The 13,112-nt window shown below is 45.8% G+C and carries 11 protein-coding genes and 1 pseudogene; 8 read left to right on the forward strand and 4 right to left on the reverse strand.

Going from position 1 to position 13,112, the window contains the following annotated elements; translation table 11 throughout:
• Positions 1-273: 273 nt before the first annotated feature.
• Complete coding sequence (locus FM037_RS16910; RefSeq protein ID WP_144046931.1) at positions 274-810, reverse strand: aminoacyl-tRNA deacylase; 537 nt, start codon at positions 808-810, stop codon at positions 274-276.
• Positions 811-1,015: 205 nt separating this feature from the next.
• On the opposite strand from FM037_RS16910, the gene FM037_RS16915 reads away from it, so the two are divergent.
• Positions 1,016-2,458 (forward strand): NfeD family protein, encoded by a 1,443-nt coding sequence (locus FM037_RS16915; RefSeq protein WP_144046932.1) that lies wholly within the window; start codon positions 1,016-1,018, stop codon positions 2,456-2,458.
• Positions 2,458-3,260, forward strand: a pseudogene (locus FM037_RS16920) (slipin family protein). The gene FM037_RS16915 and the pseudogene FM037_RS16920 overlap by 1 nt, the downstream one beginning before the upstream one ends.
• 158 nt (positions 3,261-3,418) lie before the next feature.
• Here FM037_RS16920 and trhO read toward each other — a convergent pair.
• Positions 3,419-4,405, reverse strand: coding sequence for an oxygen-dependent tRNA uridine(34) hydroxylase TrhO (gene trhO / locus FM037_RS16925; RefSeq protein WP_144046933.1), 987 nt, complete (start codon positions 4,403-4,405; stop codon positions 3,419-3,421).
• Between the two features lie 251 nt (positions 4,406-4,656).
• Between trhO and FM037_RS16930 the strand changes: the two genes are divergently transcribed.
• Both FM037_RS16930 and FM037_RS16935 read left to right on the forward strand, forming a co-directional pair.
• Complete coding sequence (locus tag FM037_RS16930; RefSeq protein ID WP_144046934.1) at positions 4,657-5,313, forward strand: glutathione S-transferase; 657 nt, start codon at positions 4,657-4,659, stop codon at positions 5,311-5,313.
• Between the two features lie 57 nt (positions 5,314-5,370).
• Entirely contained in the window at positions 5,371-5,820 is a 450-nt protein-coding gene (locus FM037_RS16935; RefSeq protein ID WP_144046935.1) for a GNAT family N-acetyltransferase, read from the forward strand.
• A 120-nt stretch (positions 5,821-5,940) separates the two neighbouring features.
• Here the strand turns inward: FM037_RS16935 and FM037_RS16940 are convergent, their stop codons facing one another.
• Positions 5,941-6,549 (reverse strand): LysE family translocator, encoded by a 609-nt coding sequence (locus tag FM037_RS16940; RefSeq protein WP_144046936.1) that lies wholly within the window; start codon positions 6,547-6,549, stop codon positions 5,941-5,943.
• Positions 6,550-6,727: 178 nt separating this feature from the next.
• Here FM037_RS16940 and FM037_RS16945 point away from each other — a divergent pair, with 178 nt between their 5' ends.
• The 4 genes from FM037_RS16945 to ilvN all read left to right on the forward strand — a co-directional run bounded on the left by FM037_RS16945 (position 6,728) and on the right by ilvN (position 12,445).
• Positions 6,728-8,098: an aminotransferase-like domain-containing protein gene (locus tag FM037_RS16945; protein ID WP_144046937.1), complete on the forward strand. Its 1,371-nt coding sequence runs from the start codon at positions 6,728-6,730 to the stop codon at positions 8,096-8,098.
• A gap of 436 nt (positions 8,099-8,534) precedes the next feature.
• Positions 8,535-9,773, forward strand: a complete 1,239-nt coding sequence (locus FM037_RS16950; RefSeq protein ID WP_144046938.1) for a multidrug effflux MFS transporter — start codon at positions 8,535-8,537, stop codon at positions 9,771-9,773.
• A gap of 456 nt (positions 9,774-10,229) precedes the next feature.
• Complete coding sequence (locus tag FM037_RS16955) at positions 10,230-11,951, forward strand: acetolactate synthase 3 large subunit (RefSeq protein ID WP_144046939.1); 1,722 nt, start codon at positions 10,230-10,232, stop codon at positions 11,949-11,951.
• Positions 11,951-12,445, forward strand: coding sequence for an acetolactate synthase small subunit (gene ilvN / locus FM037_RS16960; protein WP_144046940.1), 495 nt, complete (start codon positions 11,951-11,953; stop codon positions 12,443-12,445). The genes FM037_RS16955 and ilvN overlap by 1 nt, the downstream gene beginning before the upstream one ends.
• A gap of 180 nt (positions 12,446-12,625) precedes the next feature.
• Here ilvN and FM037_RS16965 read toward each other — a convergent pair whose 3' ends face one another.
• Positions 12,626-13,066 carry an Hsp20 family protein gene (locus tag FM037_RS16965; protein WP_144046941.1) on the reverse strand — a complete coding sequence of 147 codons (441 nt, stop codon included), beginning with the start codon at positions 13,064-13,066 and terminating at the stop codon, positions 12,626-12,628.
• Positions 13,067-13,112 lie beyond the last annotated feature (46 nt).

A 13,112-nucleotide genomic window follows, 5' to 3' on the forward strand; every position in this document is an offset into this window, starting at 1 on the left:
CTTTTGAACTCATTCAACACAGAAGTAGGCTGCCAAAAACACTCCTGAAAGGCGAGTTTTAGCACTTCCGATCCGGCGTTAACGAGCTTAAACGTAGAATAACTATGTTCCTCACTCGTTGCCTTGCTTCTGAAGCGCTAAACTCTCGCTGAGTGACCACACCTTTATACCGATTGGTATTATATCTATAGACTCGTTTGCTGACACACTTCTGTATTCCTTAACAGCTGATGTCAGCAAAGATGGACACTTAGGGTATCATCCACATGTGATCTAAAAGTGACTGAGGTAACTTTTGTCATAACAGTTATCATAATCGCCAAACTTAGGTGTCCCTATAGGCTCACCGATAAGATCGGCCAGTAGCGTCCCCGAGAGTAAGGGCGTATATTGCAGATGATTAATCTTAATCAGGTGGCAGTGATCGCCGGCTTCGATATAGACCATATCTTCATCAATTAAACGTTTATCCAGCATCATCTTGATGCCATATGCCTCGGCCAATCCTGGAATGGCCCCCTCATCACAGTCATGAAATAATGCCTGTAGATCTTGCTCATTGGCTAATTGATACACTTCACCCATCACTTCACTCACCTTCAATATCGATAACCTATGTCCCGAGCCAATACCGGCCAACATATAATCGCCCTCACCATTGACCAACAACACAGCTTTTATGACCTGGGCACTAGGAAGATGAGCCGATGCAGAAGAGTCCAGAGAAGAGAGAGTCTTACGATGCTTGACGATGGAATAGTCGACCCTATTGTGGTTAAGAAATGATGCCAAAGTGATCGCGATACCCATATATACCTCCTTGACCGAGTCGAAACGCTAAGCCGCTGATATGCACTTAAGACAACATCTGTTAGCGTTACTTCCGGATCAAAATAGAAGATGAATCCATTCTTTTAGTATAGTTAAGTCAGCGTCGGTTCACTCAAACCAATTTCATTAAGCAGACACGAATTATTTTGGCTAGACTTTACAATAATGGCTGTGAAGTTCTCCTATGATGATTCGCTTTCGAACGATAACAGATCCTTTCAATGCAATGCTCTCTATTGCATTGTTTCTTCTATTATTTTTTTCAACTTCATCCCTCGCCAGCATCGAGGCTTCATCACAGACACAAACCGGCAACTCAACTGAAATCCCGGTACTCACCATTAAAGGCGCCATAGGTCCCGCCATAAGCGACTACTTAACCAGTGAGATGACTATAGCCAATCAGGATGGTGCACCTCTGGTGATCATCATCATAGATACTCCAGGAGGCTTAGTCTCTAGTCTACGTGACATCAATCAGGCCATACTCAACTCTCAAGTACCCATCGCCTGCCTCGTTCATCCCGCAGGGGCCAGAGCCGCCAGTGCGGGTACCTATATCTTGTACGCTTGTCATATTGCAGCCATGGCACAGGCAACCACCTTAGGGGCGGCAACTCCCGTCAGTATTGGGGGCTCTCCCAAAGCCCCTCAAGACAAGGATGATAATAAGACAAGTTCGCCCTCAGCCATGGAAAAGAAGATCCTCAATGACTCCATCGCCTATATTCGCTCTCTCGCCCAATTGCGTGGCCGCAACGAGGAGTGGGCCGAACTAGCAGTCAAAGAGGCCGCAACCTTAACCGCACAAGAAGCGTTAGAGAAAAATGTCATCGATCTTATGTCAAACTCTACAGCAGACTTAATCAAGCAGCTCGATGGATGGGAGGTGAGCATCAATCAGGAGCCTTATTTACTTGATCTCTCACAGGCCAAATTGACTCCAATAAAGCCGGACTGGCGCAACCAATTTATAGCGACTATCACTAACCCTAATATCGCCTACATACTCATGTTAATTGGTGTCTACGGCCTCATTCTGGAGTTTTACAGCCCAGGCATAGGCGTGGCAGGTGTCACAGGTGCCATCGCTCTGGTTATCGCCATGTACGCCTTTCAGATGTTACCGGTTAATTATGCGGGCTTACTCCTGCTGATGTTAGGCATAGGCTTGATGATCGCCGAAGCCATGGTGCCTAGTTTTGGCATCTTCGGCATAGGCGGCGTAATCGCGTTTGCACTGGGCTCTGTGTTTCTTATCGATACCAAACATGCCCAATTTCAAGTTTCCTTGCCCGTTATCGCCGCCGTCACAGCGGTGAGTGCGGCATTTATGATCTTCTGCTTAGGGTACCTCTGGCGCTCACGGCATAACAAAATTGTCAGTGGCCAGGAAGCCATCGTGGGCGCCGAAGCCAAGGTGCTGGAAGACTTTATCGATCACGGTTTTGTATTACTCGGCGGTGAACGTTGGGCGGCCATATCTGATACCCCCTTACAAAAAGATCAACTGGTTCAAGTCGAGCAGGTCGACGACTTGACCCTAATTCTAGGGCAAGCCATCGACAAAAAAACTGACCTTAATCCAGGTCCTAATAACAATATCGAAGCAGAAGGAGAAAAATAATGGATCCCATCTTGCCCAGCGGCGCCATGTTTGGCCTAGCCGTACTGGTGTTGATATTAGCAATAATACTCAGCGCCTTTCGAATTCTAAGGGAATATGAACGCGGGGTTATCTTCCTGCTCGGACGATTCTATCGGGTCAAGGGCCCAGGGCTAATCATAGTCATTCCCATCATCCAACAGATGGTCAGAGTCGATCTGAGAACCATAGTGATGGATGTACCCACCCAAGATGTGATCAGCAGAGATAATGTCTCTGTTAGAGTCAACGCCGTTATCTATTTTCGAGTACTGGACTCCCAAAAAGCCATTATCAATGTTGAAGACTATCTACAAGCTACGTCTCAACTGGCTCAAACTACGCTTAGATCTGTACTTGGACAACACGAGCTCGATGAGATGTTAGCCAATAGAGATATGCTCAATACCGACATTCAGAGCATTCTAGACTCCCGTACCGATGGCTGGGGATCAAGGTGTCTAATGTTGAGATAAAGCATGTTGATCTTAATGAAACCATGGTCAGGGCCATAGCCAAACAGGCAGAGGCCGAGCGTACCCGACGAGCTAAGGTGATTCATGCCTCGGGTGAGATGGAAGCCTCAGCCAAGCTAGTTGAAGCAGCCGCTAAACTGGCACAAGAACCTAACGCCATCTTACTCAGGTACCTGCAAACGCTAACAGAAATAGCCAGCGAAAAAAATTCAACCATACTGTTTCCCCTGCCCATGGAGCTATTGCAGGGAGTACTGAACAAAAATAGCAAAGAGGTCAAAAAGAAAACCGATAAGAGCAGCGATTGATAATATCAAGCCTTATAAAAAAACCAGCCAATAAAAAAGCCGTCTGAGACGGCTTTTTGCAGCATATACAGAGGTATTAGTCGCCCGATACAGGGTTAATAATCTCATAATGCTAATTAACTATAGCAAGTAATTTATACTCTGCAGTGTTAACCGATTTATTTTTTATTCAGTTCCAGCTGAGCTTGCTTCAAGCTCTCTTTCTCACTGCGGCGAGACTGGATAACGGCTTTTACATCACTGCCTATATGGGCTTCACCGCGCTTTTCGGCGAGCTGCATCTGACGTTCTCGCTCTTCGAAGCGCTGACGTTGCTTGTCTGAGATTGACGCTATGCAATGTGGACAACTCACCCCCTGAACATAAGCCTCACTGGCTTTCTCACTGGCTGTAATTGGCATGCGACAAGCATTACACTGGTCGTACTGACCTTTCTCTAAGTCATGGTTAACCGCGACTCGATTATCGAACACGAAGCACTCACCTTGCCAAAGACTCTCTTCTGGCTCAACTTCTTCCAGGTATTTAAGCACACCGCCTTCTAGGTGATATACCTCATCGAAGCCTTGCTCCTTGAGGTAAGCCGTCGACTTCTCACAACGGATCCCGCCGGTACAGAACATGGCGACTTTCTTATGTTTGGCCGGATCTAAATTCTCTTTTACGTACGCAGGAAATTCTCTGAATGTATTTGTCTTCGGATCGACCGCATTCTTGAAGGTGCCAATCTGCACCTCATACTCGTTGCGGGTATCGACTAAAATAACGTCGGGATCTGAGATCAACTTGTTCCAGTCTTGAGGCTTCACATAAGTGCCAACCACTTTGAGGGGATCTATGCCCTCGACGCCCATGGTCACTATCTCTTTCTTTAATTTGACTTTGGTGCGGTAAAACGGCATATCATCATCGAAAGACAGCTTATGCACAATATTGTCTAAGCCCGGCTGAATATTCAACCAACTGAGCAGATTATCGATAGCGTCTTGGGAACCGGCAACCGTGCCATTGATGCCTTCACTGGCGAGTAACAAGGTGCCCTTGATACCTGTATCAATCATGGCATTAAGCAATGGCTTCTGAATAGATTCAAAATGTGGCAGAGAAACAAACTTATATAGGGCACAAACGACAACTTGGGACATATCAACCTCAATGCTGGCAGGAGCTTAATCTCCAGCGCATCTTAAAAAATAGTAACAATCTGGCTCACATTTGAGCCAGGTAACAAAATCGCGAGGAATTTTACCTGAGTCACACCCCAATAAACAGATAAAAAGTAAGCTTACTCATAAAATGCTAATTTTCGTCCACTCTCCCGGTTTTTATTCGTTGTCATTTTTCTTCAGTCGGTTAAGAATAACGACCATAATCATGTATAAATGAAATCACACCTATGTCCTTACCCACCCTCTATTCCTTCAGACGCTGCCCTTATGCGATGCGCGCTCGTTTAGGTATTTTACTTTCGGGGACTTCTGTCTCTTTACGTGAAATACTCCTTAAACATAAACCCGAGCCCATGTTAGCGGCTTCACCTAAAGGCACGGTTCCCGTACTTATCTTACAAGATGGTAGCATCATAGATGAGAGCCTGGACATCATGGGCTGGGCGCTGGGGCTGGGGCTGAACGATCCTCACAACCTCTTACTTACCGATAATCCTCAGCGACAAGAACAAGCTAAAACCTTAATTGACAACAATGACAATGAGTTCAAATCTTGGCTGGATAAGTATAAATATGCCGACAGACACCCTGAGCAGAGTGAAATTTTTTATCGCGCAGAAGGTGAAAAGTTTATCGCCCAACTTGAACATTTGTTGGGGAAACATCAGCAGCTGTTAAGTGATTCTGCCAGTATCGCCGATTTTGCCATCTTCCCTTTTATTCGCCAATTTGCCGGGGTCGACAGAACTTGGTTCAACCAGGCTCCCTACCCAAACGTGCAGCGCTGGTTAGCCTGTCACCTCGAGAGCCCAATATTTGCCAGTATTATGGAAAAATACCCAACCTGGCTCGACAGCAATGAAGAATTTATCTTTGGCGATTAATAAGGCAATAAGTTAAAGTTAAAATTAAAATAATATCAATATAACAAGGAGATACACATGACATGGACAACCCGAGGGATTTCTATCGAGCAATTGGACGACTTAGTCCATTTATTCGATCAATACATGGTATTTTACGGCAAAGAGTCACAGCCGCAGAAGTATCGTGATTACCTGCAGCAGAGGTTGAGTCAAAATGAAGCCCATGTCTATATCGCTTATGACCCAGACAATCGCCCCCTGGGTTTCGTGTTAAATTATCTTTCCTTCTCCTCTGTGTCTCTAGGAAAAGTAGTGATACTCAACGACCTATTCGTCATAGAGAGTCATAGAAAGAAGGGCATTGCCAATCAACTAATCCATTGCTCCATAGGTTTAGCCCTAGAAATAAACGCTATAAGGGTGGATCTGGGCACAGCTCAAGATAACTATAGTGCCCAAGCCTTATATAAAAAATTAGGGTTTATCAGGGACACGCAATTCTTCTCCTATAGTTTAAGCACCTAATGCCGATTGGCATAAATACGCCATTAGTGTGATTTTCTGCGTTTATTTCTGACACTCCATGTAGGACATCGAGACACCAGTTCTGCCAGTGTCTCCTCTTTGGTCTCTGTCCCATCGAGACTAGTGCACCACCATAGGGATCGAGGCGATCAATAAAAAGCCCATTCCCCAATTGAAATGCATCCGACGCTTGGCGGTATTGAGTTTATTTCGTATAGCGGCACCGATAAACACCCAGGTAAAGGAAGCCGGGAAACCAACCAGATTAAACACCAGCATGCCCAATATGGCACTCAACCAGTATCCCTCCCCCGTAACGGTAAATGCACTGCACAAGGTGATGGTCGCCATCCATGATTTAGGATTGACCCATTGAAACAGTGCCGCCTCTTTGAGGCTCATGGGTCGGGCATCTTTTTTGTCCTCATCACCTGCCACCGATGAGCTTGCGACTCGATAGGCCAGATACAGCAGATAAGCGATGGACAGGTATTTCAATATTTGATGCAGCACGGGCCAACTTTCAAATAATGCGCCTAAACCTAAGAGTATCGAGAGATGCAATATGCTCTGGCCCATACGTATGCCTAAGATATGGGGGAGTGTCGCTCTCACACCAAAGTTCGCTCCCGATTGAGCCAGCAAAATATTATTAGGTCCGGGTGTCATCGTCATGGTGGCACAGAAAAACGCCGCCGATATCATTAATGCCCACAAAGATTGATCCATATACCTCTCCTATAAGACTCAGATAACTCACCGTTCAGGCAAGTCATCTGAGTCAATTACGATTCATTTAGAAAATAACTATTTTCCCCAAACCGATTGTACACATACAATAATTGACACAATCAGCTTGGGAACGCATAATAACCACAACTAAAAATGGATCAATGGTTTTATTGTCATGGGTACAATGTGGAATCCAGACTTAGATGCCTACACAGGACCTAAGTATTTAAGGTTGTTCGAAGCGATCGAAGCGGCGATTAATCGAGGTGAACTCGAATCGGGAGTAAAGCTTCCCCCTCAGCGAAGGCTGGCGGATAATGTGGGGTTTACCATAGGCACAGTGACACGCGCCTATGCCCTGGCTGAGCAGAAGGGATTGGTCGAAGCCAGAGTCGGCGCTGGCACCTATGTTAAACCACAATTTAAGCCACAAAGGTCACAGCAACAGGCTAACTTCGCCACCTGTCAGCAACCTTTGACCAATCAGATCTCCGCCCTCAGTGACGCCCTGTCTCAGCTTGCCAAAGACCCACACAAGCTCAGTGTCTTATTGGGCTATCACCCCAATCCACTACCTGAGCAGCAGTTTGCATTCCATCAATGGTTATCTACACGCGGGATAATTCAATCCAGCGAAGATCTACTCTTTACCCATGGCGCGCAGCAAGGCATATATGTCACTCTTAACGGCTTACTTAAACCCGGTGATACTCTGCTTCACGAAGCGAACTGTTATCCGGGAATCAAACTCGCCGCTCAGCAACTAGGGCTTAATAGCTTAGGTGTGCCCTTAACTCATGATGGGCTGGATCTGGATGCTCTGACTCAGTTAGTGCTCGAACACAAGCCTAAGATGTTATACCTGACGCTAAACAATCAAAACCCGACCTGCATTCAATACAGCGATGCCCAGAGAGAAACCCTACTCGATCTGGCTCAGCAACATGATTTTTATATTATCGAAGATGATGTGAATTACTGTTTACCTGAGGAGTGGAAGGCGCCTCTCTGGAACCTTGCTCTGAGCAGAAAGAGCAAGGATTCCCCCCTGAGGGTGATCTACCTCTCCAGCCTGTCTAAATTATTCTCTGGAGGATTGAGACAAGGTTTCTTGTTGCTCCCTGAGCCCCTCAGGCCACAAATAAAGCGTGCACTCCATAGTCAATGTTGGATGATCTCACCACTCAACATAGAGTTGGCGACTCGGCTTATCTCATCCAAATCTCTGATGGGTGACAGAGAAAATCTCATCGCTCATAGGCAAAAAATGGGTATCGAGATGAGTGAAAGACTGGGACTTAAGCACAGATGGCGAGGACTCACAGGCTGGTTACAGCTCAAGTCACCGGTCAAGGCCCACCATGTAGTGACCTCCTTAGCGTCCAGTGGGATCTTGATCCGCAACGGCGACGATTTTGACAATCATGATAACTACATTCGATTGAGTATTGGCGGAGCCAGTAGCAGCGCCGAATTCGAAGCCTCCTTACTCGAAATTGAGTCTTGTATCGTAAACTTGACTCAAAATGCCTACTCCGTCATGTGAAGCCCTCTTTCAATGGAAACAATGAGAGATACTAGATAGATACAAATGCCAGACTGCATTTAGTTACAATTATCTATGCTTAAAATAAACTTAAACTTAGGTTAGTCGTGGCTAATTTTAGCAATTAGTCGTACAATAATTCTTCTCTCAGATAGCGGTTATCAAACTCGTTATCGATATCAAGAATATCCAACTAAATCTATGCAGTTAACGTTCTGATAAACAGTCTCTACACTGAACTGTTTCATCATACTTTTTCAAAGCATTTTGCTATAGCAGTAGGCTCACCGATGGATTGCCGTCGAGTAACTTACTGTTATTGTGCAAAATTCGCAAGAAGAGTAACCCGATTTCGTCGTCTACATTTAGCCATCTAACTTGATAGTAATCATCTGTGCCTATTTAGGGCTCATTCTCACTGAATAAAGAGGTATTAGTGAAAACGGCATCCAATCAAGCAAGCCCGACAACAAATCCTGCAGCCAATTTAAACCTTGTCATCTTGATCCCCATGTTGTCAGCGATAATCGCAATCACACCGTTAGCTATTGATCTTTATCTGCCCGCCATGGCAACAATTGCCGCGAGTTTCCATACCGATATCACTATGGTACAGCAATCACTCAGTATCTATTTAGCAGGATACGCATTAGGCATGCTCTGTTTTGGTCCTCTGGCCGATCGAGTTGGCCGCCGACCCCTGGTCATTGTAGGCCTCACAGGCTTTGCCTTAATGAGCTTTCTACTTGCCTTTGTCACCAGTATCGAGTCATTTTTAGCCCTCAGATTCGGTCAGGCGTTCATCGGCGCTGCCGCTACTGTCGTCGTTCCGGGTTATATCAAAGAGGTATATGGGAAAAATACGGCTAAGGGTATGTCTTATGTCAGCCTTATCATGATGTTGGCTCCATTAATTGCCCCTAGCATAGGCAGCTTGATTTTGGAGTTTGGTGAATGGCATCTCATCTTTTTCATCTTAGGTTTCTATGCAATGATCATGCTGATTTTGGTATTTTGGAAGTTGAAAATGCCCAGCGATACAGATTTAAGCCAGCGTAGCCAAAAATCTTTTTTCGGGGCCTATGCCGTGGTCTTTACTAAACCGGGAGTCAAACTTCACATCGCCAGTGGCGTACTGACTTCCTTTGCATTCTTCTGTTACCTGACGGCTTCTCCATTTGTCTATATGGAGGTCTTCGGCTTAGATAAATCCCTGTTTGCCATCTTGTTTAGCACCAATGTCGGCGCTCTGATGCTGGCCAATATCGTCAATAGCCGCATTGTCGTTCGTTATGGTTCACGCAGAATGCTCAAGGTGGCCACCTTGCTGGCTATCTTCGCTGGCTCAGCCCTCTTCACGGTGAATTGGCTGGGAATGAGTTATCACTTTACCGTGATCACTCTACTGCCATTTATGGCATGCCTCGGAGTAATGTCTGTCAATGCAGATGCTATTGTCTTGATGCAGTTCCAACAAGAGACGGGGACGGCCACCGCAGTCGTTGGCACCTTGAGGTTTGGTTTCGGCGCGGTAGCTGGTCCTCTATTAGCCCTGTTTTACACAGGTACTGCAGTGCCTTTCTCCGCCTTAATGCTAAGTGCGGTTATCTTGGTCGCTATTTGTCAGTTCTTTGCTCACCGGCGCTGCCTGAGCGATTTAACACCTGAGAGTTAATCTTGGTTATACTGTAGAAATAGGCTTCTTATGCTCAACCTCAGCATAAGGGGCCATTTTTATCATTTATTTATATGCAAGCACCTGAAAATACAACCAATCCCATATGCACAATAATCAAGCTTGCTCACTCCATTCGATAATTACTCATCAAGATACTCTTGATTTACTCACTAAAATTCACTTTATTAGCATTATCTGCATCTTTAACGCTATTTTTTCTCATAAACGACGTTATTTAAAAATAATACTTGAATAGATCTGCTTTTTTTATATGATGAAATTCTGTTCATTTGAAACAGGTGTCGCGCCTTACAGGGTGAAATCAACTTTAAACCAAAAGTTATTCGACATTTCGAGAGTGAGGATCACCATCCACGCTCATATTATTCAAGCGATTACCGTCGCTGTTGCAAGATACTGCATACCGTAGCGGTAACTTATGAGGGTTTACAAATGGAGAAGTTATCCGGCGCCAGCATGGTCGTTCGATCTCTTATCGACGAAGGCGTAAAACATATATTTGGCTATCCTGGCGGATCTGTGCTGGATATCTATGATGCCCTTCACGAAAAATCAAAAATTGAACATATTCTTGTCCGTCACGAGCAAGCTGCCGTGCATATGGCCGATGGTTACGCTCGTTCAACCGGCGAAGTTGGTGTAGTACTAGTGACATCAGGTCCAGGTGCAACCAACACCATCACAGGTATAGCCACCGCCTATACAGATTCTATCCCACTGGTGATTATATCGGGTCAGGTTCCCAGTAACTTGATTGGTAATGACGCATTCCAGGAATGCGACATGATCGGCATCTCACGCCCTGTGGTTAAACACAGCTTCCTGGTGACCGATGCCAAAGACATTCCGACTATCATCAAGAAGGCTTTCTTTATCGCGGCCAGTGGTCGTCCGGGGCCAGTTGTCGTCGATGTGCCTAAAGACTGTATGAACCCCGAGATCTTGTATGATTATGAATATCCTAAAGATATCAGCATGCGCTCTTATAACCCAACGACTTCGGGTCATAAGGGACAAATCCGTCGCGGTTTACAAGCCCTTCTAAAAGCCAAGAAGCCCGTACTCTATGTCGGTGGCGGCGCCATCATCTCAGAGTGTGACAAGCAAATTCTAGCACTCTCAGAAAAGCTCAATATACCGGTAGTCAGTACCCTGATGGGACTCGGTGCCTTCCCGGCCAGCCACGATAACAGCTTGGGCATGCTAGGCATGCATGGCTGTTATGAAGCCAATATGGCGATGCACAATACCGATCTTATCTTCGGTATCGGCGTGAGGTTCGATGACCGCACCACCAACAATGTCGAAAAATATTGTCCTAACGCCACCATCTTACACATAGATATCGATCCATCATCTATCTCTAAGACAATCAGAGTCGATATCCCCATCGTAGGTTCAGCCGATAGCATACTCGATGAGATGTTAGCGCAACTCGCGACCAGTGGTGATACCAATGCCGATGAAGGCGCCATCGATTTTTGGTGGAGCGAGATAAATCAATGGCGTTCGCGTAAGAGTCTGGCCTATGACACCAGCTCAGATAAGATTAAACCCCAGCAAGTGATCGAAACACTGCATAAGCTCACCAATGGCGATGCCTATGTGGCATCAGATGTGGGTCAGCACCAGATGTTTGCCGCTCTCTATTACCCATTTGACAAGCCACGTCGTTGGATAAACTCCGGCGGACTGGGCACTATGGGCTTTGGACTCCCCGCCGCTATGGGCGTTAAATTTGCCCACCCCGATGCTACCGTGCTGTGCGTCACAGGTGACGGTTCCATCCAGATGAATATTCAAGAGCTATCGACGGCACTACAATACGGTATCCCGGTCAAGATCATCAACCTGAACAACCGCTTCCTCGGCATGGTGAAACAGTGGCAAGATATGATCTATTCCGGTCGTCACTCGCACTCCTATATGGATTCGGTGCCCGACTTTGCCAAAATTGCGGAAGCTTATGGCCATGTAGGCATCAGCATCAGCGATCCAGCTGAGCTCGAATCAGGACTGAAGAAGGCACTGGCGATGACAGACAAGCTGGTATTTGTCGACATACATATCGATCAGACCGAGCATGTATATCCCATGTTGATCCGCGGCGGCGCGATGAACGAGATGTGGCTGAGCAAAACGGAGAAAAGCTAATGCGTCGTATTATATCTGTATTACTGGAAAACCAACCCGGCGCTCTGTCTCGCGTCGTCGGCCTATTCTCTCAACGCGGCTACAACATCGAGAGCTTAACCGTAGCGCCCACCGATGATATTACCCTGTCTCGTCTTAACATCTGTGTGGTGGCCGATGAGGCCGTTCTGGAACAGATAGAGAAGCAATTACATAAGCTTATCGATGTTCTTAAAGTCTCAAATGTGACCGAGTCTGATCATATTGAACGTGAGATAGCCTTGATAAAAGTAAAAGCCAAAGGGAATATTCGTGATGAAATAAAGCGTACTTCTGACATTTTCCGCGGTCAGATTGTCGATATCACGGCCGAGCTTTATACCATTCAATTAACGGGTACATCCGACAAGCTGGATGCCTTTATCTGCGCAGTAGGTGAAGTAACTAAGGTCGTTGAAGTGTCTCGCTCCGGTGTTGTTGGCTTGTCACGCGGTGAGAAGGCGATGCGAGCCTAATAAGAAACATAATAGACTTGGTTTAAAAGTCAGACACTAAAAAGGGAGCATCTGCTCCCTTTTATTATGGTGATTGCGTCGAGCGATAAACGAGTACTGAGTCCAGGCAGTTGATCAATGAAAGAGCATTAAACACGCTTAACTCTGCTGCTCACCTTAAATAAAATAAGCTTGAGTCAGTTATTCAGATTCCAGAATACGTGACGTACCTATCTCGATTTTCCTCGGCTTTAATGCTTCGGGAATCTCTCTTTGCAACTCGATATTGAGCAGGCCGTTCTCAAGCTCTGCACCTGTCACAGTGACATAATCGGCCAGCTGAAAAGTACGCTCGAATCCACGTTCGGCAATCCCTTGATAGAGATATTTTCGACTCTTATCTTCAGCCGCTTTCGTTCCCTTCACTAATAACTTCTCACCTTCGCTGGTAATATCGAGTTCATCCATAGTAAAACCTGCAACAGCCATGGTGATACGATAACGGTTTTCTTTAAGCGATTCGATATTATAGGGAGGATAACCTGAATTGCCTTTGTTCGAAGCCGCATGCTCTGCAAGCTGGGCTAAACGGTCGAAACCAATGGCACTGCGGTATAGGGGAGTAAGATCATAATTTCGCATAGTTATATCCTTGTCTTAAGCAATATATTTAATTTAAATTGGCCGA

The organism is Shewanella psychropiezotolerans (assembly GCF_007197555.1).
GTDB classification, from domain to species: domain Bacteria; phylum Pseudomonadota; class Gammaproteobacteria; order Enterobacterales; family Shewanellaceae; genus Shewanella; species Shewanella psychropiezotolerans.